At 72.3% G+C, this 26,508-nt stretch carries 25 protein-coding genes and 2 tRNA genes; 17 read left to right on the forward strand and 10 right to left on the reverse strand.

The window, feature by feature from the left end:
- Window positions 1–54: 54 nt before the first annotated feature.
- The 6 genes from ACTWPP_RS32000 to ACTWPP_RS32025 all read right to left on the reverse strand — a co-directional run bounded on the left by ACTWPP_RS32000 (window position 55) and on the right by ACTWPP_RS32025 (window position 5,339).
- The gene (locus ACTWPP_RS32000; protein ID WP_443108117.1) at window positions 55–450 is read right to left on the reverse strand and encodes a carboxymuconolactone decarboxylase family protein; all 396 of its coding nucleotides are present in this window, start codon (window positions 448–450) and stop codon (window positions 55–57) included.
- Window positions 447–1,283, reverse strand: a complete 837-nt coding sequence (locus ACTWPP_RS32005) for an NAD(P)-dependent oxidoreductase (protein ID WP_443108118.1) — start codon at window positions 1,281–1,283, stop codon at window positions 447–449. The genes ACTWPP_RS32000 and ACTWPP_RS32005 overlap by 4 nt, the downstream gene beginning before the upstream one ends.
- A 50-nt stretch (window positions 1,284–1,333) precedes the next feature.
- Window positions 1,334–2,068 (reverse strand): SDR family oxidoreductase, encoded by a 735-nt coding sequence (locus ACTWPP_RS32010; RefSeq protein WP_443108119.1) that lies wholly within the window; start codon window positions 2,066–2,068, stop codon window positions 1,334–1,336.
- Window positions 2,065–3,531 (reverse strand): aldehyde dehydrogenase, encoded by a 1,467-nt coding sequence (locus tag ACTWPP_RS32015; protein ID WP_443108120.1) that lies wholly within the window; start codon window positions 3,529–3,531, stop codon window positions 2,065–2,067. The genes ACTWPP_RS32010 and ACTWPP_RS32015 overlap by 4 nt, the downstream gene beginning before the upstream one ends.
- Before the next feature lie 64 nt (window positions 3,532–3,595).
- Window positions 3,596–4,168 (reverse strand): TetR/AcrR family transcriptional regulator, encoded by a 573-nt coding sequence (locus tag ACTWPP_RS32020; RefSeq protein ID WP_443108121.1) that lies wholly within the window; start codon window positions 4,166–4,168, stop codon window positions 3,596–3,598.
- Window positions 4,169–4,172: 4 nt separating this feature from the next.
- A complete protein-coding gene (locus tag ACTWPP_RS32025) occupies window positions 4,173–5,339 on the reverse strand; it encodes an acyl-CoA dehydrogenase family protein (RefSeq protein WP_443108122.1) in 1,167 nt (388 codons plus the stop codon).
- A 139-nt stretch (window positions 5,340–5,478) separates the two neighbouring features.
- Between ACTWPP_RS32025 and ACTWPP_RS32030 the strand changes: the two genes are divergently transcribed.
- The 10 genes from ACTWPP_RS32030 to ACTWPP_RS32075 all read left to right on the forward strand — a co-directional run bounded on the left by ACTWPP_RS32030 (window position 5,479) and on the right by ACTWPP_RS32075 (window position 14,959).
- Window positions 5,479–7,872 (forward strand): ATP-binding cassette domain-containing protein, encoded by a 2,394-nt coding sequence (locus tag ACTWPP_RS32030; protein ID WP_443108123.1) that lies wholly within the window; start codon window positions 5,479–5,481, stop codon window positions 7,870–7,872.
- A gap of 278 nt (window positions 7,873–8,150) precedes the next feature.
- A complete protein-coding gene (locus ACTWPP_RS32035) occupies window positions 8,151–9,575 on the forward strand; it encodes a protein kinase domain-containing protein (RefSeq protein WP_443108124.1) in 1,425 nt (474 codons plus the stop codon).
- Between the two features lie 221 nt (window positions 9,576–9,796).
- Window positions 9,797–9,870 (forward strand) — tRNA-Leu (locus tag ACTWPP_RS32040).
- A gap of 122 nt (window positions 9,871–9,992) precedes the next feature.
- Window positions 9,993–10,076 (forward strand) — tRNA-Tyr (locus tag ACTWPP_RS32045).
- 227 nt (window positions 10,077–10,303) lie between these two features.
- Window positions 10,304–10,891 carry a TetR/AcrR family transcriptional regulator gene (locus ACTWPP_RS32050; protein WP_443108125.1) on the forward strand — a complete coding sequence of 196 codons (588 nt, stop codon included), beginning with the start codon at window positions 10,304–10,306 and terminating at the stop codon, window positions 10,889–10,891.
- Between the two features lie 10 nt (window positions 10,892–10,901).
- Window positions 10,902–12,098, forward strand: coding sequence for a cytochrome P450 (locus ACTWPP_RS32055; RefSeq protein ID WP_443108126.1), 1,197 nt, complete (start codon window positions 10,902–10,904; stop codon window positions 12,096–12,098).
- A gap of 2 nt (window positions 12,099–12,100) precedes the next feature.
- On the forward strand, window positions 12,101–12,880 hold the full coding sequence (locus ACTWPP_RS32060; protein WP_443108127.1) for an SDR family oxidoreductase: 780 nt from the start codon (window positions 12,101–12,103) through the stop codon (window positions 12,878–12,880).
- On the forward strand, window positions 12,877–14,217 hold the full coding sequence (locus ACTWPP_RS32065) for a cytochrome P450 (protein ID WP_443108128.1): 1,341 nt from the start codon (window positions 12,877–12,879) through the stop codon (window positions 14,215–14,217). Before ACTWPP_RS32060 ends, ACTWPP_RS32065 begins: the two co-directional genes overlap by 4 nt.
- The gene (locus ACTWPP_RS32070) at window positions 14,214–14,408 is read left to right on the forward strand and encodes a ferredoxin (protein ID WP_443108129.1); all 195 of its coding nucleotides are present in this window, start codon (window positions 14,214–14,216) and stop codon (window positions 14,406–14,408) included. The genes ACTWPP_RS32065 and ACTWPP_RS32070 overlap by 4 nt, the downstream gene beginning before the upstream one ends.
- Window positions 14,408–14,959 carry a nuclear transport factor 2 family protein gene (locus ACTWPP_RS32075; RefSeq protein ID WP_443108130.1) on the forward strand — a complete coding sequence of 184 codons (552 nt, stop codon included), beginning with the start codon at window positions 14,408–14,410 and terminating at the stop codon, window positions 14,957–14,959. Before ACTWPP_RS32070 ends, ACTWPP_RS32075 begins: the two co-directional genes overlap by 1 nt.
- Before the next feature lie 7 nt (window positions 14,960–14,966).
- On the opposite strand, the gene ACTWPP_RS32080 is transcribed toward ACTWPP_RS32075, so the two are convergent.
- A complete protein-coding gene (locus ACTWPP_RS32080; protein ID WP_443108131.1) occupies window positions 14,967–15,389 on the reverse strand; it encodes a DUF3515 domain-containing protein in 423 nt (140 codons plus the stop codon).
- A 76-nt stretch (window positions 15,390–15,465) separates the two neighbouring features.
- The gene (locus ACTWPP_RS32085) at window positions 15,466–15,699 is read right to left on the reverse strand and encodes an Lrp/AsnC family transcriptional regulator (RefSeq protein ID WP_443108132.1); all 234 of its coding nucleotides are present in this window, start codon (window positions 15,697–15,699) and stop codon (window positions 15,466–15,468) included.
- A gap of 133 nt (window positions 15,700–15,832) precedes the next feature.
- Here ACTWPP_RS32085 and ACTWPP_RS32090 point away from each other — a divergent pair, with 133 nt between their 5' ends.
- From ACTWPP_RS32090 to thiD, 3 genes are all read left to right on the forward strand, one after another.
- A complete protein-coding gene (locus ACTWPP_RS32090) occupies window positions 15,833–16,753 on the forward strand; it encodes a thiamine-phosphate kinase (RefSeq protein ID WP_443108133.1) in 921 nt (306 codons plus the stop codon).
- Between the two features lie 101 nt (window positions 16,754–16,854).
- Entirely contained in the window at window positions 16,855–17,718 is an 864-nt protein-coding gene (locus ACTWPP_RS32095; RefSeq protein ID WP_443108134.1) for a cellulose binding domain-containing protein, read from the forward strand.
- A 55-nt stretch (window positions 17,719–17,773) separates the two neighbouring features.
- Window positions 17,774–18,586, forward strand: coding sequence for a bifunctional hydroxymethylpyrimidine kinase/phosphomethylpyrimidine kinase (thiD, locus tag ACTWPP_RS32100; protein WP_443108135.1), 813 nt, complete (start codon window positions 17,774–17,776; stop codon window positions 18,584–18,586).
- Window positions 18,587–18,667: 81 nt separating this feature from the next.
- Here thiD and rpmB read toward each other — a convergent pair whose 3' ends face one another.
- Window positions 18,668–18,862 carry a 50S ribosomal protein L28 gene (rpmB, locus tag ACTWPP_RS32105; RefSeq protein WP_030164391.1) on the reverse strand — a complete coding sequence of 65 codons (195 nt, stop codon included), beginning with the start codon at window positions 18,860–18,862 and terminating at the stop codon, window positions 18,668–18,670.
- Window positions 18,863–19,136: 274 nt separating this feature from the next.
- Between rpmB and ACTWPP_RS32110 the strand changes: the two genes are divergently transcribed.
- The 3 genes from ACTWPP_RS32110 (at window position 19,137) to ACTWPP_RS32120 (ending at window position 24,877) form a co-directional block, all read left to right on the forward strand.
- Window positions 19,137–20,732: a DAK2 domain-containing protein gene (locus ACTWPP_RS32110; RefSeq protein WP_443108136.1), complete on the forward strand. Its 1,596-nt coding sequence runs from the start codon at window positions 19,137–19,139 to the stop codon at window positions 20,730–20,732.
- Window positions 20,733–20,765: 33 nt separating this feature from the next.
- Window positions 20,766–22,958, forward strand: coding sequence for an ATP-dependent DNA helicase RecG (recG, locus tag ACTWPP_RS32115; protein WP_443108137.1), 2,193 nt, complete (start codon window positions 20,766–20,768; stop codon window positions 22,956–22,958).
- A 158-nt stretch (window positions 22,959–23,116) separates the two neighbouring features.
- Entirely contained in the window at window positions 23,117–24,877 is a 1,761-nt protein-coding gene (locus tag ACTWPP_RS32120; protein WP_443108138.1) for a protein kinase domain-containing protein, read from the forward strand.
- Window positions 24,878–24,925: 48 nt separating this feature from the next.
- Here the strand turns inward: ACTWPP_RS32120 and ACTWPP_RS32125 are convergent, their stop codons facing one another.
- Window positions 24,926–25,699, reverse strand: a complete 774-nt coding sequence (locus ACTWPP_RS32125; RefSeq protein WP_443108139.1) for an LPXTG cell wall anchor domain-containing protein — start codon at window positions 25,697–25,699, stop codon at window positions 24,926–24,928.
- Between the two features lie 225 nt (window positions 25,700–25,924).
- Between ACTWPP_RS32125 and rsmD the strand changes: the two genes are divergently transcribed.
- Window positions 25,925–26,491, forward strand: coding sequence for a 16S rRNA (guanine(966)-N(2))-methyltransferase RsmD (gene rsmD, locus ACTWPP_RS32130; protein ID WP_443108140.1), 567 nt, complete (start codon window positions 25,925–25,927; stop codon window positions 26,489–26,491).
- Window positions 26,492–26,508 lie beyond the last annotated feature (17 nt).

A 26,508-nucleotide genomic window follows, 5' to 3' on the forward strand; every position in this document is an offset into this window, starting at 1 on the left:
CACGCATGGGTCTTGGACGCTCGCACCGGACCTCCGGTTCCCCAGAATCCAGACTTAGTCTGATTTTTCCTTCCGGATGCGCTTCTCGTGCTTGGCGATGAGGGTGTCGATCTGGACGCTCAGCCGGGACCCGAGGGGCCAGCCGATGTAGTGCGTCAGGAAGATGCCGGTCTCGCGCAGCTCGTCCGGCGACAGCTCGCCGTTGGCCAGCGCCGCGGGGATCTGGATGTCGAGGACGTCGTTGAGCCCCTGACCGGCCAGGACGCCGATGAGGAGCATCCGCCGGTCGCGCATGCTCAGCCCGGGACGCGTCCAGATGTCGCCGAACAGGTGGTCGACGGTGATGCCGAAGAAGTCGCCGGGCGCGTCCCCGATCTCCCAGCCGTAGACCCGGCGCATCATCTCCAGGCCGCGTTCGCGCCGCTCGCTCGGCGGTTCGCTCTCCGTCATCCGGTGCCTCCCGTCAGACCGAGCCCGGTGCCGAAACGTTCGAGGGCGAGGCGGGCGAACGGCGCGTCCACTCCCAGCTCACCGGCCAGCTCCAGGGCCAGGGACAGGTCCTTCTCGCCGAGGTCCCGCGTGTGCCGCAGGATGTCGTACAGGTCGTCGTCCGGCTGCATCGGCGCGGTCGTCGGCCGCAGCATGATCGAGCCGGCGCCGCCGGTGATCGCGTCGGTGTGCCGGACGACCCGCCCCAGCTTCCGCAGCGACACCCCCGACGCCTCCGCCAGCCGCTGCGCCTCCGCCGCCGCGGTGAACGACACGAAGTGCAGCAGGTTGCGGGCCAGCTTCGTGCGCGTGCCCGCGCCGACCGGGCCCATGTGCAGGACGAGGCCGGCCCAGGCGCCGAACGGCTCCCGGCAGCGTTCGAACGCCTCGTCCGTCCCGCCGACCATGACGGCGAGGCTGCCCGCGCTCGCCCCCATGAACCCGCCGCTGACCGGCGCGTCCACGACCTCGATCTCGTACTTGCGCGCCTTCCCGGCCAGCTCCTCGGCCGTCCCCGCGCGGATCGTCGAGTGGATCGCGAGGACGGTCCCCGGGCGGGCGCTGGCGAGGACCTCCTCGCCCACCTCCATCACCTGGTCGTCGTCCCGCACCATGATCGACACCAGGTCGGCGTGCGCGGCCGCCTCCGCGACGCTCTTCGCCGCCCGCGCGCCCGCCTTCACCAGCGGCGCGGCCGCCTCGGCGCGGGTATCGAAGACGGTCAGGCCCCCGCCGGTGAGATGCCGCGCCATCGGCGCGCCCATCTGCCCGAGCCCGATGAACCCGACGCTCATGCGCGCTCCCTGCGGAGGGTCGCCTTCCCGCACTTTGCGGTTCGCTTCGCTCATGACCTGAACACCTCGCCGCCGTCGACGTTGATGATCTGCCCGGTCACCCAGGCCGCCTCGTCCGACAGCAGGAACAGGCACATCCCGACGAGATCGTCGGGAGATCCCATCCGCTTCAGCGCCATCTTGTCCTTGACGATCTTCTGGGACATGTTGCCCGGGACGACCGTGCGGTTGGCCTCGGTGTCGATCGGACCGGGCGCGATGGCGTTCACCCTGATGTTCATGCTGCCCAGCTCATGCGCGAGCTGCTGGGTGAGCCCGTTGACCCCGACCTTGGCCAGCCCGTAGAAGCCGGAGTACTGCCACGCGGCCGTGGACGACTGATTGACGATCGAACCGCCCCCGCGAGCCTGCATGTGCGGGTAGCAGGCGCGCGCGCACAGCAACGCGCCGTCCATGTTCACGGACATGAACTTCTTGTAGTAGTCCCAGTCGACGGTGAAGAGGAAGTCCAGCTTCATCGACCCGAAGATGGCGGCGTTGTTGACGAGATGGTCGATGCCGCCGAACCGCTCCACGGCCGCCGCCGCCATCGCCTCCACCGACGCCGGGTCGGACACGTCCGTCCGCACGAACGCGCCCTTGACGTCGTCGGCGACGGCCTGCCCGCGCTCGTCCACATCGGCGACGACCACGGACGCGCCCTCGGACGCCAGCGCCCGCGCGTAGGCCTCTCCGATGCCCTGCGCGGCGCCGGTCACGACCGCGACCCTGCCCTCGAACCTCATGTGGTGCCCTCCGCGATCGCCTTGGTCTCCAGGTACTCCTCGAACCCGGCCACGCCCATCTCGCGGCCGATGCCGGACTGCTTGTAGCCGCCGAACGGGACGTCCGCGCTGTACCAGACGCCGCCGTTCACGCTGACCGTCCCGGTGCGCAGCCGCGCCGCGACCGCCCGCGCCCGCTCGGCGTCGCCGCCGTGGACCGCGCCCGACAGCCCGTACGGCGAGTCGTTCGCGATGCGGACCGCGTCGTCGTCGCCGTCGTGCGGCATGATCACCAGGACGGGGCCGAAGATCTCCTCGCGGGCCGTCCGGGAGTCGTTCGCCAGCCCGGTGATGAGGGTCGGCTCGATCCAGAAGCCCTTCTCCCGGCCGGCCGGGCGGCCACCGCCGCAGGCGAACGATCCGCCCTCCTTCACGGCCAGCTCCAGGTACCCCTCGATGCGGTCACGCTGCTTCGCCGAGATCACGGGACCGCAGATCGTCCGGTCGTCGCCGGGGTCGCCGGCGCCGAGCTTCGCCAGCGACCGGGCCGTGATCTGCACGGCCTCGTCGTAGTCCTCGCGGGGCACGAGGATCCTGGTCGTGATCGCGCAGCCCTGCCCGGCGTGGGCGATCCCGGAGAACGCCGCGTACGAGCAGGCGGACTTCAGGTCGGCGTCGTCCAGCACGATGAACGCCGACTTGCCGCCGAGTTCCAGGAAGACCCTCTTGAGGGTGGCGGCCGCGCTCGCCATGACGTTCCGTCCGGTCGCCGTGGACCCGGTGAACGTCACCAGGTCGACGCGCGGGTCCTGGACGAGCTGGGCGCCGAGCCCGTGATCGGACGACGTGACCACGTTGACGACGCCCGCCGGGATGTCGGTCTCCGCCGCGATGATCTCGCCGAGGACCGCAGCGCACCAGGGCGTGTCGGGCGCGGGCTTGAGCACCACCGTGTTCCCCGCCGCCAGCGCCGGACCCAGCTTCGCCAGGTTGATCTGGTGCGGGAAGTTCCACGGGGTGATCGCGCCGACGACGCCCACGGCCTCCCGGCGGATCCGCCGGTTGCTGGGCATCCCCATCGGCTCGGCCCGGCCGAGGTCGCGTTCCCACTCGTAGGACTCGGCGAGCCCGGCGAACCAGCCCAGATCGTCCACGGGCGTGTCGAGCTGGCCCCCGAACGTCAGGAACCGCGGCGCGCCCACCTCCTTGATCGTCAGTTCGCGCAGCTCGTCGGAGCGCCGCCGCATGGCCTCCCGGAGCTGCCGCAGGCAGCGGACGCGGAACCCGGCGTCCGTGGCCCACGAGGTCTCGTCGAACGCGCGCCGGGCGGCGCCGATCGCGCGGTCCATGTCGTCGTGGGTGCCGTCGGCGGCGGTGCCGAGCACCTCCTCGGTGGCGGGATCAATGGTCTCGAAGGCGCCGCCCCCCGCGCTCGGGGTCAGCCGCCCGTCCAGCAGAAGCAAGCGATCGGTTGTTCTGGACACGTGTCCAGACTACCGTTCAGGGCGGGGCCGGACGCAAGACCGAACCGGCAGATTCGGTCAGAGATCAGGAACCGGCGGGTTTCGCCAGGAAGATCTCCAGGGTCCGGTCGGACGAGTCGCCGCCGGGCGCCTCACCGTCCGGGGACGGGACGAGGTAGCCGCCGACCCACGCGCGGAGCATCAGCAGCGCGCGGAGGCGGGCGTCGCCTGGGGCGAGGCCGAGCCCGTCCAGGCACCGGGTGATGTGGCCGAGCAGCGCCCGGTCGGCGAGCCGTACCGCCTCGTCCGCCTCCGGGGAGTGCTGGGCCCACAGCCGCATCGCCCGGTCGATCGGCGCCACCTCGCGGCCCAGCGCCTGGATGCGCCGGAGCCGTTCGAGCGGATCGGGGGTGCTGCCGAGCGTGAGGGCCAGCATCTCGTCGGTGCGCTCGTGCGCCCAGCGGTCCAGCAGCGCGCCCATCAGCGCGGACCGGTCCTTGAAGTGCCAGTAGAAGCTGCCCTTGGTGACGCCCAGCCGCGCGGCGAGCGCGTTGATCCCGACGCCGCGCTCGCCGGCCCGCGCCAGCTCCTGGTAGGCGGCCTCGATCCAGTCCCGCCGGGCGACCCTCGTCCGGCTCTTCGTGTCCTCGCGGGTCACTTCGTCACACCAGTGTCATCGGGTCGGGGTCCATCCCCAGCACGGTCCTGCCGTACAGGGCGTACGTCGCGTCGGCGTCGAAGACCACATGCGACGAGATCGTGTTCACATCCCGCTGCGCACGCTGGAACGGCGAGTCGGTGAACTGGACGCTCGCACCGCCGGACGCGCACAGCTCGTTCACGACCGTCCGGGCGACGCCCGCCACATGCGCGGCCACCAGCCGGGAACGGGCGCGCTCGGCCATTCCGAAACGTCCGCCCGACTCGTAGGTCTCCATCACGTGGCGTACCGCGTCCTCCAGCATGAGGCGGGCGGCGGCGAGGTCCGCGGTGGCCCTGGCCAGCCGGATCTGGCCGCTCATCAGATCGCGCTGCTTCACGCCGGTGTAGGCCATGACCCGGTCCTGCATCCGCTCGGCGTACCGGGCGAGGACGCCCTCGGCGACGCCCAGCACGGGTGCGGCCCCGGTGAGCGCGAACACCGGGACGAGTGGAATGCGGTAGATCGCCCCGTCGTGAATCCGCGACCCGGGCGACCTGCCCTCGGTGAGGTCGGCCAGCGGCGCCGACCGGTGCGCCGGCACGAACCGGTCGCTGATCTCGATGTCGTTGCTGCCGGTGCCGCGCATCCCGCTCGTGTGCCACACGTCGTGGACCTCGGCGTCCGCGCGCGGGAGCAGGAACAGCCTCGGCTCGATCGACTCGTCCACGGTGACCAGCGCCATGACCATCACGTGGTCGGCGTGCATCACCCCGCTGCCCCACGACCAGCGTCCGGTGACGCGGTGGCCGCCGTCGACGGCCTCGGCGGTCCCGTTCGGCGCCAGCGTGCACGGCACCAGCGCGTACGGGCGGTCCGCCCAGACCTCCCGCTGCGCCTCCTCCGGAAGCAGGGCGATCATCCAGTTGTGCAGCGTGTAGATGACGCTCAGCCAGCCCGCCGAGGCGTCGCCCGCCCCGATCTCGCGGCACGCCGCGACCATGGCCTCGAACCCGAGTCCACCGCCGCCGAACCGCTTGGGCACCAGCATCGTGAACAGGCCGGTCCCGGCCAGGTCGGCGATGGTCTCGTCGGGCAGCCGCCGCGCCTCCTCGGCCGCGCGGGCCCGCTCGTTCAGCACCGGTGCCAGCTCCCGCGCACGACGGACGACGTCCTCTCCATACTCCATAGTACGGAGACCATACTCGTAAGTATGTGCTGACGGAAGAGTCGCGGGGATCGCGGTGGCCAGGCCGGTCAGGAATCGAGAAGCAGCGGTCACCGACCGCGTATAGCTTGATTGTCCTGCCCCAATAGATGGAGACACGATGAGCATGGACACGAGGACGGACACGCAGTCACCGGTGCAGCACCCTGCCGACAGCCACGATCTGATCCGCGTGCACGGCGCGCGCGAGAACAATCTCAAGGACATCAGCATCGAGATCCCGAAACGCCGGCTGACGGTGTTCACCGGGGTCTCCGGCTCGGGCAAGAGCTCGCTGGTGTTCGACACGATCGCCGCGGAATCGCAGCGGATGATCAACGAGACCTACAGCGCCTTTCTGCAGGGGTTCATGCCGACGCTGGCGCGGCCCGAGGTCGACGTGCTCGACGGGCTGACGACCGCGATCATCGTCGACCAGCAGCGGATGGGCGCCGACCCCCGGTCCACCGTCGGCACCGCCACCGACGCCAACGCGATGCTGCGCATCCTCTTCAGCCGCCTAGGGGACCCGCACATCGGCTCGCCCCAGGCCTTCTCCTTCAACGTCGCCTCGATCAGCGGAGCGGGCGCGGTCACGTTCGAGCGCGGCGGGAAGACCACGAAGGAACGGCGCAACTTCAGCGTCACCGGCGGCATGTGCCCGCGCTGCGAGGGCCGCGGCTCGGTCACCGACATCGACCTCACCCAGCTCTACGACGATTCCAAGTCGCTCGCCGACGGCGCGTTCACCATCCCCGGCTGGAAGTCGGACAGCTTCTGGACGGTGCGGGTCTACGCCGAGTCGGGCTTCGTCGACCCGAACAAGCCGATCCGCGAGTTCACCGAGAAGGAGCTCAACGACTTCCTCTACAAGGACCCGGTGAAGGTGAAGGTGGACGGCGTCAACCTCACCTACGAGGGGCTGATCCCCAAGATCCAGAAGTCGTTCCTGTCCAAGGACCGGGAGGCGATGCAGCCGCATATCCGGGCGTTCGTGGACCGGGCGGTCACGTTCACCGACTGCCCCGATTGCGGCGGCACCCGGCTCAGCGAGGCCGCCCGCTCGTCCCGGATCGGCGGCATCAACATCGCCGACGCCTGCGCGATGCAGATCAGCGACCTGGCCGAGTGGGTGCGCGGACTGGACGAGCCGTCGATGGGGCCACTGCTGGCCACGCTGCTGCGGACGCTGGAGTCGTTCGTGGAGATCGGGCTGGGCTACCTGTCGCTGGAGCGGCCGGCGGGGACGCTGTCGGGCGGTGAGGCGCAGCGGGTGAAGATGATCCGCCACCTGGGGTCTTCGCTCACCGACGTCACCTACGTGTTCGACGAGCCCACCATCGGCCTGCACCCCCATGACATCCAGCGGATGAACAACCTGCTGCTGCGGCTTCGGGACAAGGGCAACACCGTCCTGGTCGTCGAGCACAAGCCGGAGACGATCGCGATCGCCGACCACGTCGTCGACCTGGGTCCCGGCGCGGGCACCGCGGGCGGCACCGTGTGCTTCGAGGGCACCGTCGAAGGACTGCGGGACGGCGGCACCATCACCGGCCGCCACCTGGGCGACCGGGCGGCCCTCAAGGACACCGTCCGCACCCCCACCGGCGCGCTGGAGATCCGCGGCGCCGCCGCCAACAACCTGCGGGACGTCGACGTCGATGTTCCGCTCGGGGTGCTCACCGTCGTCACCGGCGTGGCCGGGTCGGGCAAGAGTTCGCTGATCCACGGGTCGATCCCGGCCGGGGCCGGGGTGGTGTCGATCGATCAGACCGCGATCCGCGGGTCGCGGCGCAGCAACCCGGCCACCTACACCGGGCTGCTGGACCCGATCCGCAAGGCGTTCGCCAAGGCCAACGGGGTCAAGCCGGGGCTGTTCAGCGCCAACTCCGAGGGTGCCTGCCCCAACTGCAACGGTGCCGGGGTGATCTACACCGATCTGGCGATGATGGCCGGGGTGGCCACCACCTGCGAGGAGTGCGAGGGCAAGCGGTTCCAGGCGTCGGTGCTGGAGTACCGCTTCGGCGGCCGTGACATCAGCGAGGTTCTGGCGATGTCGGTGGCCCAGGCCGAGGAGTTCTTCAGCACCGGTGAGGCGCGCACACCGGCCGCGCACAAGATCCTTGAACGGCTGGCCGACGTGGGGCTGGGATATCTGAGCCTGGGGCAGCCGCTGACCACGTTGTCGGGCGGGGAGCGGCAGCGGCTCAAGCTGGCCACCCACATGGGCGGCAAGGGCGGGGTGTACGTGCTGGACGAGCCGACCACCGGCCTGCACCTGGCCGATGTCGAGCAGCTGCTCGGGCTGCTGGACCGGCTGGTGGACTCGGGCAAGTCGGTCATCGTCATCGAGCATCACCAGGCGGTGATGGCGCACGCCGACTGGATCATCGACCTGGGCCCCGGCGCCGGCCACGACGGCGGCCAGATCGTCTTCCAGGGCCCACCCGCCGACCTGGTCGCCGCCCGCTCCACCCTCACCGGCCGGCACCTCGCCGACTACATCGCCCCCTGACGCAGGGCCGCCAGGGCGCGGTACGTCTCGTTCCTCAACGCTGCGGGCTCTTCCAGGCAGTCCTGATCGAGGAGTGAGGTCCGGGCTGCATGGAGCGGGGCCGTGGCACCGATCCCGCCGGTCTACCACCCGTCGGCGGCCGCCTCGCTGCTGATCGTGCTACCGGTCCTGCCGTCCCCCGGCGAACCCGGCTGATCACATTCGCGCGGTACGGGCCGGGTCGCCGTCCGGATGTGCCAGGCTTGGGGGGCCTGGCCCCGCCCTGAGGAGAACGTCCCGTGTCGCAGCCCGACCTGCCGGAACGCATCGGCCGGTACCGGATCGTGGACCGTCTCGGCGAGGGCGGGATGGGCACGGTGTACGCGGGGCTGGACGGCACCGGACGCAAGGTCGCCATCAAGGTGATCAGGCGGGAGTTCGCCGCCGACCGGCAGTACCGGGCGCGGTTCCGGGCCGAGGTGTCGGCGGCGCAGCGGGTCCGGCCGTTCTGCACGGCGCCGGTCCTGGACGCCGACCCCGCCGCCGAACCGCCCTACCTGGTGACCGAGTTCGTCAACGGGCCGAGCCTCGACGCCGCCGTGGCCAAGGACGGCCCGCTCCGGGGCGCCGACCTGGAGGCCGTCGCGGTCGGGATCGCGACCGCGCTGACCGCCATCCACGACGCCGGCGTCGTCCACCGCGACCTGAAACCCGCCAACGTGCTGCTGTCGACGTTCGGGCCCAGGGTCATCGACTTCGGCATCGCCCGCTCCCTCGACGGGACGAGGCTCACCGCGACCGGCGGCATCGTCGGCACGCCCGCGTTCATGGCACCGGAGCAACTCGACGGACGGGGCGCCGCCGCGGCGTCCGACGTGTTCGCCTGGGGCGCGACCGTGGCGTTCGCGGCGCGCGGCGGACCGTGCTTCGGCGGCAACTCGATCCCGGCGATCATCCATCAGATCGTGAGCGGCGAGCCGGATCTGAGCGGGCTGGACGGCTCGCTCCTCGGCGCCGTCCGCGCGGCGCTCACCAAAGACCCGGAACGGCGCCCGTCCGCCCAGGCCCTGCTGGACGGGCTCATCTCCAGCGGGGTACGGCAGGAGCCCGCGCAGGCCCCGTCCAGGGCGCCCGCCCAACGGGCCCCGCCCCCCGCTCAGCGGCACACCCGGCCCCCCGACCGGCCTCCGACGCAGCCCGGGGACGGCGGCCCGGCCCCGGCGCTCGCCGCGGGAGAGGCGGAGGCGCTGGTCGAGCGGCAGTACCGGCAGGCGGCCCAGGCCGGAGACCCGGCCGCCATGCGCAACCTCGCCGTGCTCCTCAACGGGCAGGGCCGCACGGCCGAGGCGGAGACCTGGAACCGGTACGCCGACGCGATCGCCGCCCGTCCCGCCGCCTACCAGCAGCCCACGGGCCACAACGCCTACGCCCCCATGGCGCCGCCGCACGGGTACGCGCCCACGCACCATCCGCACACCGATCCGCACGCCAAGCCGCCGATGAACAGCCTCGCCATCTACGCGGTCTCGATGGGCGCGGTCGGGCTGATCACCTGCGGGCTGCCGTCCATCCCGGCGATCGTCGCCGGGCATATGGCCTGGGTACGGGTGCGCCGCTCGGGTGAACGCGGGATGGGTCTCGCGGTCACCGGGATCGCGCTGGGCTGGATCATGGTCGCGTTCTGGGCGCTGGTCGCCTTCGGCGCCGCCCTGCCGGACGAGTAGCCGCCGGAAAACCCGTTGCGGCGGTTTCCCGGGGATGGCACCGTAGACGACGTCAGCCCGTCCAAGACGGTGACACGAGATCTTGGGAGGAGGACCGGCCATGGCTCTGGAGCAGTATCGACTTCGACTGCCCTCGGCGTCGCACGCCCGCCCCGGCCGGTATCCCGTCTCCCCGTAGACCCGGCCGAGCCGCCGCGAGTGACGCCACCTCGCGAAATCCTGCGGCTCTACTCCAACAGGCAGAGAGACCACTTTCAGAAAGTGGATGTTCCGGGTTCGAATCCCGGGAGCCGCACGCATGCCTCCGTAGTCCAACGGCAGAGACGGCAGCATGAGGTGCTGTGCGATGGAACTGGTCGGCCAGGGCTAGCACCGAATCCCTCCGGAGGTACGGACGCGGGCCGATGGCCCGTGCAAGGGGCGGCGCCGACGTTCGGAGAGTCGGGCCTGGCTGTAACCCAGGTGCCTCGCGCTGAGTGGGTTCGAATCCCACCCGCCCCACCTGGCGAGCCCGTCCCGGCTCGCGGTCCGGCCTGGAGGAATCCTGCTCGCGCATTCGGGCGGCCGCTGGTTCCCGCTCCCGGCCGGATGGACGCACCACAATGGGGCGACGGTCATCCTGCTCCCCGACTCCATGGAGGACGTCCGGGTCGATCTGGCGCCCTGACCGCCATTCCGGCCGCCCCGGACGTTGCGCGAGGGGATCTCCTGAACTAATGTCTGGACACGTGTCCGGGAATGAGCAGCTGACGACCGAGCCCACCCGCCGCCGTCTCACCGAGCGGCAGGCCGACACGGTGCGGCGGCTGACCGACGCCGCCGTGGTCGAGGTCGGCGAGACCGGCTACGAGGGCCTGACCGTCCGCAACGTGGCCAAGCGCGCCGGGGTCGCGCCCGCGACCGCCTACACCTACTTCGCGTCCAAGAACCACCTCATCACCGAGGTGTTCTGGCGGCGGCTCAGCGCGCTGCCGCCGGTGGAGGCCGACGGCACGCTCCACGAGCGCGTGGAGGAGGTGCTGCGCGAGATCGCGCTGCTGGTGTCGGACGAGCCGGAGCTGGCCGCGGCGTGCACCACCGCGCTGCTCGGCACCGACCCCGACGTGCGCGAACTGCGGATGCGGATCGGCGTCGCGATCCGCGGGCGGCTCCGGGCCGCGCTGCGCGACCACGACGACCCCAAGATCCTCGGCGCGCTGGAGCTGGCCTACACCGGCGCGCTCGTGTACGCGGGCATGGGCTACACGTCCTATGCCCGCATGGCCGACCGGCTCGCCGAGATGGCGGAGCTCATCCTGCCCGACCCCCCCGAGTGAGGTGACGGCCGTGGACCCTGCCGCGCAGGTCTTCTACAGCCCCTTCGACTACGCCGTCCACGAGGACCCGTACCCCTTCTACACGCGGCTCCGCGACGAGGCGCCGCTCTACCGCAACGACGAACTCGGCTTCTGGGCGCTGTCCCGGCACGCCGACGTCTCCGCGGCGTTCCGCGACCACGCGACGTTCTCCAGCGCCAACGGCGTCTCGCTGGAACCGAGCGCCTGGGGGCCGCAGGCGCACCGGACGATGTCGTTCCTGGCCCTCGACCCGCCGCGCCACACCCGGATGCGGGCGCTGGTGTCCAAGGGCTTCACGCCCCGGCGGGTGAAGGCGATGGAGGACGACATCCGGGCGCTGGCCCGGCGCCATCTGGAACCGGCCCTGGAGAAGCGCGAGTTCGACTTCGTGTCCGACTTCGCCGGGCTGCTGCCCATGGACGTCATCTCGGAGATGATGGGCGTCCCCGAGGCCGACCGGGTGGAGGTGCGGCGGCTCGCCGACCTCGTCGTGCACCGGGACGAGGGCCTCAACGACGTCCCGCGGGCCGGGATGGAGGCGGCGCTCACGCTCGTCGGCTACTACCAGGACATGGTCGCCGAGCGCAGGCGCGAGCCGTCGGACGATCTGACGTCGGCGCTGCTCGACGCCGAGATCGACGGCGACCGGCTGGACGACCGGGAGATCATCGCGTTCCTGTTCCTGATGGTGGTCGCCGGCAACGAGACCACGACCAAGCTGCTCGCCAACGCCCTCTACTGGGGGGCGCTAAACCCCGAGCAGGCCGCCAAGCCGTTCGGCGACCCGGCCCGGGTGGACGACTGGGTCGAGGAGACGCTCCGCTACGACACCTCCAGCCAGATGCTCGCGAGGACGGTCACCCAGGACGTCGAGCTGCACGGGCGGCGGGTCCCCGAGGGCGACCGGCTGCTTCTGCTGGTGGGGTCGGCCAACCGCGACCCCCGGGTCTTCGAGGAGGCCGACTCCTACGACATCGACCGCGACACGTCGCAGCTCGTCAGCTTCGGCGGCGGCCGGCACTTCTGCCTGGGCGCCAACCTGGCCCGGCTGGAGGCGCGGATCGCGCTGGGCGAGCTGGTGCGGCGCGTCTCGTCCTTCGAGGTCGACCATGCGGGTGCCGAGCGCGTGCATTCGGTGAACGTGCGGGGCTTCGCGGCCCTGCCGGTGCGTATGGAGGTGCGGTAGAGATGCCACGGTTCGATCCACATCCGGAGCGGCGTCCGGCCGTGGTGACGGGCGCGTCGTCCGGGATCGGCGAGGCCACGGCGACGGCGCTGGCGATGGCCGGGCACCCGGTCGCGCTCGGAGCGCGGCGCCTGGGCAAGTGCGAGGAGCTGGCCGCGACGATCCGGGCCGGCGGGGGAGAGGCGTTCGCGCATCCCCTGGACGTCGGTGACTCCGGCTCCGTCAAGGCGTTCGCGTCGGCCGCCGAGGACGCGCTCGGGCCCATCGAGATCGTCGTGTCCGGGGCCGGCGACCTCGCGGCCGCCCGGATCCACGAGCTGGACCCGGAGGAGTTCCTCGCCCAGGTGCAGGTCCATCTCGTGGGCGCCCACCGGCTCGTGTCGCACTTCGTCCCGCAGATGGTGACGCGGCGGCGCGGCGACGTCGTGTTCATCTCCTCGGACACCGTTCCCGCCCCGCGCTCCTGGACCGGTGCCTACGTCGCGGCGAAGAACGGCGTGGAAGGCATGGCCCGCACCATGCAGATGGAGCTGGAGGGGACGGGGGTGCGGGCGTCCGTCGTCCGGCCCGGACCCACCGCGACCGGCATGGGCATGACCTGGGACGCGGAGACGACCGGCGCCGTGCTGGAGGACTGGACGAAGTGGGGCCACGCCCGCCACCCGTACTTCCTGCGCCCGTCCGACGTCGCCGACGTCGTCGCCGCGGTCGTCGCGACCCCGCGCGGCGCCCATCTCCGGCTCGTCGAAGTACAGCCCGAAGCCCCCCTGGAGGATTCATGACCGCTTTGGTGGAGCCGCGCGTGGTCTCGGGTGGACCCGACCATCTGGAGGAGCTGCGCTCCGACCCGATCGGGCTGATGCGGCGCGTCCGGGACGAGTGCGGCGACGTCGGCGAGTTCCGGCTCGCCGGGCGGCGCGTCGTGCTGCTGTCCGGCGCCGAGGCCAACGAGTACTTCTTCCGCTCCCCCGACGAGGAGCTGGACCAGGCCGAGGCGTACCCGTTCATGACCCCGATCTTCGGGGAGGGCGTGGTGTTCGACGCCACCCCCGAGCAGCGCCGCGAGGCCCTGCACAACCAGGCGCTCAAGGGCTCGTTCATGAAGGGCCACGCCGCCACGATCTCCGCCGAGGTCGACCGGATGGTCGCCGGATGGGGCGACGAGGGCGAGATCGACCTGCTCGACTTCTTCGCCGAGCTGACGATCTACACCTCGTCCGCGTGCCTGATCGGGCGCAAGTTCCGCGAGCAGCTCGACCGCCGGTTCGCCGACCTGTACCACGACCTCGAACGCGGCACCGACGCGCTCGCCTACGTCGACCCGTACGCCGACATCGAGAGCTTCCGGCGGCGCGACAAGGCGCGGGCGGCACTCGTCGAACTCGTCCAGGGGATCATGGACGGCCGTCCTCCGAAGCCGCCGAAGGAGGATCGCGACCTCCTCGACGTCCTGATGTCCATCAAGGACGAGGACGGGGCGCTGAAGTTCGACGCAGACCAGATCACCGGCATGTTCATCTCGATGATGTTCGCCGGGCACCACACCACGTCCGGCACCGCCGCGTGGACGCTGATCGAGCTGCTGCGCCACCCGGACGTGCTGGACGGCGTCGTCCGCGAGCTGGACGAGCTGTACGACGACGGGCGCGAGGTGTCGTTCCAGGCGCTGCGCGCCATCCCGTACCTGGAGTCGACGATCAAGGAGGCGCTGCGGCTGCATCCGCCGCTGATCCTGCTGCTGCGGGTCGCGCAGTCCGACCAGGAGGTGTGCGGCCACAGCATCCCGGCGGGCACGATGGTCGGCTGCAGCCTCGCCGTCTCCAACCGGATCGAGACCGACTTCCCGGACCCGGACGCGTTCCGGCCCGAACGCTATGTCGCGCCCCGCGAGGAGGACCTCCTCAACCGGTGGACGTGGGTGCCGTTCGGCGCGGGACGGCACCGCTGCGTCGGCGCCAACTTCGCGATGATGCAGCTCAAGGCGATCTTCTCGGTGCTGCTGCGGGACTGGGAGTTCGAGCCCGCCCAGCCGTCCGAGACCTACCGCAACGACCACTCGAAGATGGTCGTCCAGCTCGCCCAGCCGTGCGCGGTCCGCTACCGCAGGAGGCGCCGGTGAGGGTCGAAGCCGACCTGGACCTGTGCCAGGGACACGCCATGTGCGAGATGGAGGCCCCGGACGTCTTCGAGGTCCCGCCCAAGGGCAAGGTCCGGATCCTGGACGCCGAACCGCCCGAGGACATGCGCGCCGAAGTGAAGGCCGCCGTCCGCTACTGCCCCACCCAGGCCCTCAAACTGCTGGAGACGTGATGCCCTCGTTCCCCCGTGAAGAACTCGACGCGATGGTGGAGTACTGGCTGGAGGCCAACCGGCGCTGCGAGGAGGCCGGCGACTGGCGGCCCCTCGCCGACCTCTACACCGAGGACGCCACCTACGGCTGGAACATCGGCCCGAAGCAGGACTTCATGGCCGTCGGCCGCGACGAGATCCGCGACCTGGCGCTCGGTTCGGAGATGGGCGGCCTGGACGGCTGGACCTACCCGTACCAGAGCATCCTCGTCGACGAGGTCAAGGGCGAGGTCGTCGGCTTCTGGAAGCAGGTCGCCGACGCCAGGCGCCCGGACGGGACGCCGTACGAGGTGCTCGGCATCGGCGGGTCCTGGTTCCGGTACGCCGGGGACCGGAAGTGGTCGTGGCAGCGCGACTGGTTCGACCTGGGCAACGTCACGTCGGTGTTCGTCGAGATGATGAAGGCGGACGTGCTGTCGGACGGGATGAAGCGGCGCCTCGACCGGGCGGCGGCCGGCGAGCCGATCCCCGGCTACTACGCGCGGGGGGAGAGCCCCGTCCCGATCTGGTGATCGGTGATCAGATCTGCCCCTCGGGCTTCTCCGGGATCGTCGCCTTGATCGGTGCGCCGAGTTCGATGAGCACGTCCCCGGCCGGGTTGTACTTCGGCGGGACCGTCACCTCGACGTAGGCCTGCCGCGCGACCGCGGTGAAGGTGACCGGCCGGTCGACGGGGTAGCCGAACCAGTCGATCCCGTTGATCGTCACCAGTTCCGACGCAGGCCGCAGCGCGGCGGGCCGCGGCACGCCGCAGCGCAGCGCGATCGGGGGCGAACCCCAGGCGGCGGTCAGCGGGGACTTCGGCGAGGTGTCGCGGCGCTGCTGCCCGCGCACCTTCTCGGGGAGCCGGAGGCCCTCGCAAAGGCGCCGTGTGGCCGTGTCCGGCTGCGGCACGGGGACCTGCACGGCGCCGTCGCCGCAGGCGGCGGCCATCAGCGCCACCCCCGCGAGCAGGACGGGATGGAGGAGCCGTTTCCTTCTTGGGGGACGACCCCCCTGACCCCCCGGCAACGGCCGTTCAGATGTGGACAATCGGGCACGTGAGGGTGCGGGTGATTCCGTCGACCGCCTGGATCTGCGCGACGACGAGCTTGCCCAGCTCGTCGACATTGCGCGCCTCCGCTCGGACGATCACGTCGTACGGCCCCGTGACGTCCTCCGCCAGAGTGACGCCCGATATATCGGAGATGTGACCGGCCACGTCGGCTGCCTTGCCGACTTCGGTCTGGATGAGGATGTAGGCCTGCACCATCACGTCCTCCCCGGGCGGAGAATGAGCGTCGGACGGTTCACCGTATCGTGTTACGCGCCGCGGCGGGCGGCCGGGGGAGGGCGTGCCGCGATCACGCCGCCCGGGATGTACGGGACACGGGGAAACGGCGGACATGGGCACCATCGGCGAAGCGGGGGAGTTCGGGCTGATCGCCCGGCTGACGCGGCGGCTGCCGCCCGGCCCGGACGTGCTGCTCGGCCCCGGCGACGACGCGGCGGTGATCGCCGCGCCGGACCGGCGGGTCGTGGCCACCACCGACCTCCTCGTCGAAGGCCGGCACTTCCGCCGCGACTGGTCCGGCCCGTACGACATCGGGCGCAAGGCCGCCGCGCAGAACCTCGCCGACGTGGTCGCCATGGGCGCCCGTCCCACCGCGCTGCTGGTCGGGTTCGCCGCCCCGCCCGCCACCGCCGCGGACTGGGCCGAGCGGCTCTACGACGGGCTCGCCGACGAATGCCGCGAGGCGGGCGCCTCCGTCGCCGGCGGCGACGTCGTCGGCGCCCCGGAGATCACGCTCGCCGTCACCGCGCTCGGCGACCTGGGCGGCGGCGCGCCGCTCACCCGGTCCGGGGCGCGTCCGGGCGACGTCGTGGCCGTCCGGGGGCGGCTCGGCCACGCCGCCGCCGGGCTGGCGCTCCTCGGCGCGGGACGCGGCGGTCCCGCCGAGCTGATCGCGGCCCACCGCCGCCCGAGGCCCCCGTACGCGGCGGGACGGGAGGCGCGGTCCCACGGGGCCACCGCCCTGCTGGACGTCAGCGACGGGCTCGTCCAGGACCTCGCGCACATCGCCGCCGCGAGCGGTGTCCGGATCGACGTCGACTCCTCGGCCGTGCCCGTCCCGGAGATCCTCGGCCCGGACGGGCTGCGGCACGCCCTCACGGGTGGCGAAGACCACGCTTTCGCCGGAACCTTCCCCCCGGATGCCGTTTTGCCCCCATCCTGGAAAAGGATCGGGATCGTCGGCGAAGGGGCGGGAGTACGCGTGGACGGCCGCGAGCCGCAGGCAGGCGGATGGGACCATTTTCCGGCGTGAACGGAAGGGTTGACTAGTGCGTACAGCCCTATGCGTTGACGGATCCGGTAGGCATGTTTGGTGCTGGTTTGGTATACATCCTGTGATCGAAGAGGGATGGGATGGGACGACACAGCAGGGCTGAGCGACCGGACGACGACCCCGTGCCGGGCTCCGGTGCGCCCCGGGGGCCGTTCTACGGGGCTCCGGCCGGCCGCCCCTACGACGCCTTCTCCGGACCGACCGACGACCGGGTCTACGTGTCGCCGCACGACCGCATCTCGACCGGTCCGCCGCCGGACGCGGAACGCCAGAACGGGCCCCCGATCCGCCGCCTGTTCGAACCGCTCCCCGGCGACTATCCCGGTGACTATCCAGGCGCCCCCAGTCCCTACCCCGCCGCCGCCCCCGAACGGCCCCCCGACCCGCCGGAACCCGTACCCCGCCCCTCCCCGCCCCGCAGACGCGGACGGTTCACGTTCCTCTCGGTGCTCCCCGTCCCGCTCATGCCGATCCTCGCGCTCATCATCGCCGTCGGGATCGTCTCCTACGCGCTGAGCACCCAGCAGATATCCCTCAACTTCGCCGGCGGCGCACCCCAGAACACGCAGACCAACCAGCGCGACAGCCAGGTCTCCCAACGCGGGCCGGGCGAACGCGCCAGCCGCGGCGCCGGCCGCTCCGACGGCCTCGTCATCGCGTTCCGGGTCGCGTCCAAGAGCCCCGGCGGCTTCAAGGCGACCGCCACGATCGCCAACAAGGGCCCGCGGCCCGTCGCCAAGTGGGCGCTCGCCTTCAAGATCCCGACCGCCTCGGTCACCGCCGTCAGCGGCGCCACCGTCGTCCGGACGGGCGAGGTCCCGTACGTCCGCGGCCGCACCGGGATCGCACCCGGCGAGACCGTGCGGATCGTCTTCGCCGCGCGGGGGACCGCCGCCACGCCGTCCTCGTGCGTCCTGAACAGCAAGCCCTGCGCCATCGTCTGAACCGCGCCGGCGGCCGGAACGCCCAGGTCCCTCGGATCGCCATAAAGTGGACGGCATGTCGCACACTCCGTCCACGCCCCAGACCCCGCCCCTCGTGCTCACCGTCGCGGGCTCCGACTCCGGCGGCGGCGCCGGCGTCCAGGCGGACCTGAAGACGATGCTCGCCCTCGGCGTCCACGGGATGAGCGTCATCGCCGCCGTCACCGCGCAGAACTCCCTCGGCGTCCAGGGCTACTGGGAACTGCCGCCCGAGGCGGTGCGCGCCCAGCTCGACTCCGTGCTGTCCGACATCGGCGTCCACGCGATCAAGACGGGGATGCTCGCGTCCACGGTCCTGGTCGAGACCGTCGCCGAGGCCCTCGCCGCCTCCGACGCGCCCGCCGTCGTCGACCCCGTGGGCGTGTCCAAGCACGGCGACCCGCTCCTGGCCCCCGACGCCGTCCACGCCGTCCGCTCGGCGCTGCTGCCGGCCGCGACCGTCGTCACCCCCAACCTGTACGAGGTGGAGCAGCTCACCGGCGTCAAGGTCGTCGACGAGGCGGGGCTGCGCGAGGCCGCCGAGGCCGTCAAGGCGCTCGGCCCGCGGTGGGTGCTGATCAAGGGCGGGCATCTGCCGGGCGAGCCCGCCGACCTGCTGTTCGACGGGGAGCACGAGCACCGCTTCACCGCGCCGCGGCACGACAACCGGCACACCCACGGAACCGGCTGCACGCTCGCGTCCGCGATCGCGTCCCACATGGCGCTGGGCGACGACGTCCCCGCGGCGGTCGCGAGGGCGAAGGAGTACGTGACGGGCGCGATCGCGGCGGGCTTCCCGCTCGGGACCGGCATCGGCCCCGTCGACCACGGCTGGCGGCACCGCGCTTGACGCACGGGCGCACGCCTGAGAAACACGAAAGCCGGCTCACCGGACCGATCCGATGAGCCGGCCGAAGCCCGCGGTCTCAGGTCAGACCGTGGGCTTGACGACCTTGCCGGCCTTGATGCAGGACGTGCAGGCGTTGATCCGCTTGGTGCTGCCGTTCACGACGGCGCGCACACGCTGGATGTTGGGGTTCCAGCGGCGCGGGGTGCGGCGGTGCGAGTGGGAGACGCGCATGCCGAAACCGGGTCCCTTGCCGCAGACGTCGCAGACGGAAGCCACGGGAAACTCCAAGTGGTGTCGATGCTCTGACCGGAGCGCCGCCCGAGGCCGCCGACGGCGGGCCGGGCATCACGGGTGCTCACTGATGAGCGCCTCGGACGAGGCGCACGGACCAGACTAGCCGACGGCCCGCCGGGTACGCGAATCGCCCGGCGGTTCCGCGCATTCCCGTAATCGCCTCGGCGGCCGTAACCTCGACCACGCAACGACCCGAACCATCGCACCGCATTTCCCGACGATGGAAGGCCCCGCCAGGGCCCGAAGGAGGAGGGCAATGCAGGGGGAAGCAGTACGGCGCTGGTGCAGGCTCACGGCCGAGGCGCTGGGCCGGACCCGGACGGAGATCGACGCGCTCAACGTGTTCCCCGTCCCCGACGGCGACACCGGCACGAACCTGCACCTGACCGTGCTCGCCGCGGCGGACGCGCTCGACGAGCTGCCGGACACCGCGAGCACCGCGCAGGTCTGGCGGGCGCTGGCGCAGGGGGCGCTGCTCGGCGCACGGGGCAACTCCGGCGTGATCCTCAGCCAGGTGTTCCGCGGGCTCGCCGACGGCCTCGGCGGGCTGGAGGCGCCGCCGGACGGCACGGCGTTCGCGAGGGCGCTCGACCACGCGTCCGGCCTGGCCCGCGATGCCGTGGAACACCCCGTCGAGGGGACGATCCTGAGCGTCCTCGCCGAAGCCGCCTCGGCCTGCGCCCCCGCGGCCGCGCACACGTCCGGAACCGGACTCGCCGACGCGACGCGGGCCGCGGCCGGCGGGGCCAGGCGGGCGCTCGGCCGCACCACGGGCCAGCTGGACGTGCTGGCCCGCAGCGGCGTCGTGGACGCGGGCGGCGCCGGGCTCTGCGTGGTCCTCGACGTCCTCGCCGCCGTGATCACCGAGGAGTATCCCGAGCGGTACGAGGTCCCCGCCCGCGCCGCCGGGACGCCCGCGCCCGTGGCGGAGCGCCCGGAGCAGCACGGTCCCGGCTACGAGGTCATGTACCTGCTGGACGCTCCGGACGGCGCCGTCCACGCCCTGCGGGAGAAGCTGGACGGTCTCGGCGACTCCCTCGTCGTGGTGGGCGGCGACGGCCTGTGGAACGTCCACGTCCATGTGGACGACGCCGGCGCCGCGATCGAGGCGGGCATGGCCGCGGGACGTCCGCACCGGGTCCGCGTCACCTACCTGCACGCCGGCGCCGGCGAGCAGCCGCAGGCGCCGCACACCGGACGCGCGGTGATCGCCGTGACCGCCGCCGAAGGGCTGGCCGCGCTGTTCGAGGAGTGCGGCGCGCGGGTCGTCCGGCGCGAACCCGGCACGGCGCCGCCGCTCGCGGTGCTGGCCGAGGCGATCCTCGCGGCGGGCGACGAGGTGACCGTCCTGCCGAACGAGCCGGAGGTCCTCTCACTCGCCGAGGCCGCCGCAGAGCGCGCGCGGGACGGCGGCGTCCACATCGCGGTGGTGCCGACGAAGGCGTCCGTCCAGGGGATCGCGGCGCTCGCCGTCCACGACCCGCTGCGCCGCTTCGGCGAGGACGTGATCGAGATGACCCGCGCCGCGGGCGCGACCCGCTTCGGCCACCTGGAGGTCGCCGAGCAGGAGGCGGTGACGAGCGTCGGCCTGTGCCAGCCCGGCGACGTCCTCGGCCTGATCGAGGGCGATGTCGTCACGATCGGCGCGGACGTCACCGAGGTCGCCCGGAACCTCCTCGACCGCATGCTGTCCGGCGGCGGAGAGCTCGTCACGCTGATCGCCGGCACCCACGCGCCCCCCGCCCTCGCCGAGACTCTGGAGGGACATCTGCGCGGCGATCACCCGGACGTCGAGGTCGGCGTCTACGACGGCGGCCAGGAACGGTACCCGCTGCTCATCGGCGTTGAGTGATTCCCGTCGCCGCCATGGGCTAGAAAAGACTGCGTGGCGAATCTCGACGAGCCGTTGCGCAAGGTCCTCGGCGACAAGACGGCCAAGGCGCTGGAGAAGGGCCTCGACCTGCACACGGTCGGCGACCTCCTGCACCACTACCCGCGCCGCTACGCCCACCGCGGCGAGCTGACCCAGCTCAGCGGCCTGCAGGACGGCGAGCACGTCACCGTCATGGCGGAGGTCGTGAAGGTGCAGGGCCGCAGCCTCACCCGCAGCCCCGGCTACGTCCTGGAGATCACCGTCACGGACGGGACGGGGCTGCTGAAGCTGAGCTTCTTCGGCCGCAAGGGCTCCTACCGGCCCGAGAAGGACCTGTCGCCCGGCACCCGCGGCCTGTTCGCCGGGAAGATCAGCACCTACCGGCCCCGCAGCGGCAAGGAGGTGCGGCAGCTCACCCACCCGCAGTACAAGGTCGTCGCGGAGAAGGGCGCCGAGGAGGCCGCGCAGGAGTGGGCGGACGAGATCATCCCGATCTACCCATCGACCAAGGCGCTGCCCATCGAGACGATCGGCACGTCCGTCGGGACCGTCCTCGACCAGCTGGCCCTCCCCGCCGACCCGATGCCCGGCGCCCTCCTCGGCCGCCGCCGCCTGACCGGCCTGCGCGAGGCGTACGAGGGCATCCACCGCCCCCGCACCTGGGAGGAACTGGGCCGCGCCCGCGCCCGCCTCAAGTGGGACGAGGCGTTCGTCGTCCAGGTGGCCCTGGCCCAGCGCCGCCTCGCCGCCGCCGCGCTCCCCGCGACGCCCCGCCCGCCGTCCTTCGGCGGCCTCCAGGCGGAGTTCGACGCCCGCCTGCCCTTCGAACTGACCGAGGGCCAGCGCGAAGTAGGCGATGACCTGGCGGCAGACCTGGCCCTGGAACACCCCATGCACCGCCTCCTCCAGGGTGACGTCGGAGCCGGGAAGACCGTGGTCGCGCTGCGGGCGATGTTGCAGGTCGTGGACAACGGCGGGCAGGCGGCGCTGCTCGCGCCCACCGAGGTCCTCGCACAGCAGCACTACCGGTCGATCACCGGCATGCTCGGGGATCTGGCCCAGGCCGGCCAGATCGGCGGCGCGGAGAACGCCACCCGGGTCGCCCTGCTCACCGGCTCGCAGGGCGCGAAGGCGCGTAAGGCGGCCCTGCTGGACGCGGCGTCCGGCACCGCCGGAATCGTCGTCGGCACCCACGCGCTCCTGCAGGAGAGCGTCCAGTTCGCCGACCTGGGGCTCGTCGTCGTGGACGAGCAGCACCGCTTCGGCGTCGAGCAGCGGGACGCGCTGCGCGAGAAGGTCGGCGGCGGCCGCCCGCACGTCCTGGTCATGACGGCGACGCCGATCCCGCGCACGGTCGCGATGACGGTCTTCGGCGACCTGGAGACCTCCGTCCTCGGGCAGCTTCCGGCGGGCCGGTCGGAGATCCAGACCCACGTCGTGCCGCCGGAGAAGCCCGCGTTCCTCGCCCGCACCTGGGAGCGCATCAAGGAGGAGGCCGCCAAGGGACGCCAGGTCTACATCGTCTGCCCGCGCATCGGCGAGAAGGAGGGCGACGAAGGCGACGCGATGGACGCCGGCGACGAGTCCGCCCGCCGGTCCCCCCTCGGGATCATGGAGGTGCTGCCCAAACTGGAGGAACTGCTCGCCGGCCTGCGCATCGGCGTCCTGCACGGCAAACTGCACCCGGACGAGAAGGAAGCGGTGATGCGCCGCTTCACCGACCGGGACCTGGACGTCCTGCTCGCCACCACGGTCATCGAGGTCGGCGTGGACGTCCCCAACGCCACCGTCATGGTGATCATGGACGCGGACCGGTTCGGCGTCTCGCAGCTCCACCAGCTCCGCGGCCGCGTCGGGCGCGGCACCCTGCACGGCCTGTGCCTCCTCGTCACCGACGCCGAACCCGGAAGCAAGGCCCGCGAACGGCTCGACGCGGTCGCGTCCACCACCGACGGCTTCCGGCTGTCCCGCCTCGACCTGGAGCAGCGCCGCGAGGGCGATGTGCTCGGCGCCGTGCAGGCCGGCCGCACGACCAGCCTCCGCCTGCTCACCCTCCACCGCGACGAGGACGTCATCCGCGACGCCCGCGAGGAGGCCACGGCCCTGGTCGAATCCGATCCCGACCTGTCCGCCCACCCGGGCCTGGCCACCGTCCTCGCCTCCCTCCTGGACGAAGACCGCGCCGACTTCCTCGAAAAGGCGTGATCCGGCCGCGCTCGCCGTGCGCGGCCGGCGGCCCGGCGGATGACTGAGAACGCACGGCCGGTCACGGACGTCTAACTTGTTGAAAGTGGTGGGTGGCCGTATGAGGGTTGTGCGGGTACTGCTTTCCTGGCGGGTCGGTTCGCGACGGAGGAGCTCCCATGACGGCCGTTGGCCCCTTGCTGCCGGACGACCCGGTGCGGCTTGGACGGTACGAGCTGGTCGGACGGCTGGGAGAGGGCGGCCAGAGCGTCGTCTACCTGGGGCGTCGCGACGACGGCGTGCAGGCGGCGGTGAAGCTGCTGCGCGACCGGCTCAGCCGCGATCCGGAGTGGCGGGCGCGGTTCGAGCGGGAACTGGGGATGATCGGGCGGGTCGCGGGGTTCTGCACCGCGCAGGTCATGGACGCCGACGTCTCCGGCGATCTGCCCTATGTCGTCAGCGAGTACGTGCCGGGGCCGTCGCTGAGCGGGCTCGTGAACGATCAGGGGCCGCGGACGGGGACCGACCTCGACCGGCTGGCGATCGGCACGGTGACGGCGCTGGCGGCGATCCACAGGGCGGGCATCCTGCACCGCGACTTCAAGCCGTCCAATGTGCTGATGGGGCCGGACGGGCCGCGCGTCATCGACTTCGGCATCGCGCGGGTCATCGGCTCGTCGGCGGCCAAGGGCAGCGGCGTCGTGGGGACGCCGTCGTACATGGCGCCCGAGCAGGTGACCGACGCCGAACTGGGCACGGGTGTGGACCTTTTCACGTGGGCGGCGACGATGCTGTTCGCGGCGACGGGGCGGCACCCGTTCGGCAACGACACGATCTCCGCGGTCTTCCACCGGATCCTGCACTACGAGCCTGACATGTCGGCGCTGCCGGAGTCGCTGCGAGGGGCCGTCGCGTCATGTCTGGCGAAGGACCCGGCGATGCGCCCGGAGGCGCAGCAGGTCCTGCTGAACCTGCTCGGCGGCGAGGCCCCGGCCGGGCAGGGGGACGAGGGGACGCTTAGCACCGGCGCCGACTTCGCGAGGGCTCCGCTCGCACCGCCGACCGTGGGGCGGTCGGGTCATCTGGCCGGCACGGATTCGGGCGGGACCGCCCCCGTGCGGCAGCCGCAGACGGTCCCGCCGGCGCGCCGGCGGCGGATGCTGGGGATCGTCGCCGCGGTGGCGGCGCCGCTGCTCGCCCTCGCCGTGGGCGGGACGGCGTGGACGCTGCTGTCGGGCGGCTCGGGGAAGGATCCCGCGAAGGCGGACACCGGTTCCGCCGCGCCGCCCGGCGCGGCGGTGGGGGCCGTCGAGCCGGCCACGCGGGCGATCGAGACGGTGCTGAGCTTCGACCACGCGTCGCTCGACGCGAACGTGGCGGCGGCGCACCGGGTGTCCACGCCCCGGTACGGCGCCGACTACGACCGGCAGCTCGCGACCCGCGACTACCGCGAGGAGCTGAAGGACAAGAAGGGCTCGGTCACCGCCGACGTCGTCGACTCCGCCGTGGTGGCAGCGTCGTCCGGCAGGGTGACGGTGCTGTCGTACGTCAGGCGGACGGTCCGCGCGGAGAACGCCGACCCCGGCAGGCTCCAGGACCCGATGCGGGCGACCATGGTCAAGCAGGGGGACGGCTGGCTGCTCGACAGCCTGTATTCGCTGAAGGCGGGTTCGGCCCGGGCCGACACGGCGGGCGCGTCCTGGCCGGGCCCGCAGGCCCGCGGGGCGCTGGACGCCGTGTCGCGGGACCCGTCCGTCGCGTCCGGGACGCCGGTGGAGATCGGTCTGCGTCCGGCCGGGCAGGCGGACCGCCTTCTGGCGCTGGTGACGCTCGGCGAGTGTGAGAGCGGCTGCACCGACGAGGATCCGGTCTCGTTCCGGAGGCTGCTGCTCCAGCGCTCGGGTGACGGCTGGAAGGTCGCGAGCTCCGAGCGGCTCTGAACGAGAAGGGCGCCTCCCCGGTGGGAGACGCCCTTTCGCACGGGGTGCTCAGGACTCGCGGGCGGTCCGCCTGCGGGTCGCGGCCACCGCGGCGCCGCCCGCGGCGATGGCGGTGAGGCCCAGCGCCACCAGCGGCAGCGCGTCGGCCCCGGTGACGGGCAGCGTCTTCGGCGGAGTGAACTCGCCGGCGGCCGTGGCGCCGGGGCCCATCGCCATGCCGGACGGGAGTTCCGGCAGCAGCGGCGACGACGGCAGCGAGGGCGGCGCCGGGGAGGGGCTCGGCGGCGCCGGGGTCCCCGGGGGCACCGGCGGGGTGGGCGGTGTCGGCGGGGTCGGGGGCGTGGGCGGTGTCGGCGGGGTCGGGGCCTCGCAGCCCGAGCCGACGCACGCGTTGGCCGACACGTTCGCCGACAGCGGCGTGCCGCCGGCCGGGGCCACCGAGGCGCCGACGCCGGCTCCGGCGCTGACGACCTGCTCGCCGCCCGAGATCTTCGCGCCGGTCTTGACCGTCACCCCGGCGCTTCCGGCGGACGACTTGGCCTTGGCCTCCACCTTGGCGCCCGCCTTGACGGTGGCGTTGGGCAGGGACGCGCTCGCGCCGGTCTTGACCCGGATCCCGGCGCCGCCGTCGGGGGTGTTGACGCCCGCGCCGAGGTCGAGGCCCGCAGAGGTGGTCTTGGTGCCCTCGTCGTATTTCAGACTGGCGCCGAGGCGAAGGTCGAGTGAGGGCTCCTTCGCGTGCTTGACGGGGGGCTGGGAGGTCTCGGCGTGTGAGACGCCGCTCATGGCGGCGATGCCGAGAACCGTCGCGCCGGCCGTCACCGCCAGTCTCCTACCGTGATGCACAGAGTTCTCCTGAGGGGATTCGGTTGCACAACCTGCGAGCACGTTTACACGTCCAGTAGTTGCTGTGAACAGCGTTCTGGTCATTTAGGTGTGGTTCCACAAGAGACCGCCGTGCGCGTTGTGCAGTTTTCGCAGACTTCCGTTGCCCGGGCGGACGGGATGTGAGCACCGTGCACGTCGGGCCGGCGCGATACTGGGGGGATGACCAGGGTCATCGCGGGGAGCGCGGGAGGGCGGCGGCTGGCCGTCCCGGCGGGACGGGACACCAGGCCGACCAGCGACCGCGCCAGGGAGGGCCTGTTCTCCACGGTGCTGGCCCTCCTCGGCCCGCTGGACGGGCTCCGCGTCGCCGACCTGTACGCGGGATCGGGGGCCGTCGGCCTGGAGGCGCTCTCCAGGGGCGCCGCCCACGCGCTGCTCGTCGAGTCGCATCCGCGTGCGATGAAGGCGATCCGGCGGAACGCCGAAGTGCTCGGGCTGCCCGGCGCCGTCCCGTGCCCGGACAAGGTGGAGCGGGTCGTCCGCAGGCCGCCGGGCGAGCCGTACGACCTGATCTTCGCGGATCCGCCGTACACGCTGGCGGACGCGTCCGTCGCCGTCCTGCTGGAGAACCTGCGCGACCACGGGTGGGCCGCACCGGACGCGCTGGTCGTCGTGGAACGCGCCGCGCGAGGGCCGGCGCTGAGGTGGCCGGACGGGTACGAGGCCGAGCGGGACCGGCGTTACGGCGAGGCGACGTTCTGGTACGGGCGCGCCACGGGCCCTTGACAGGAACGGATTCGGGT

It is taken from the genome of Actinomadura sp. 3N407 (genome assembly GCF_052245875.1).
Taxonomy (GTDB): domain Bacteria; phylum Actinomycetota; class Actinomycetes; order Streptosporangiales; family Streptosporangiaceae; genus Spirillospora.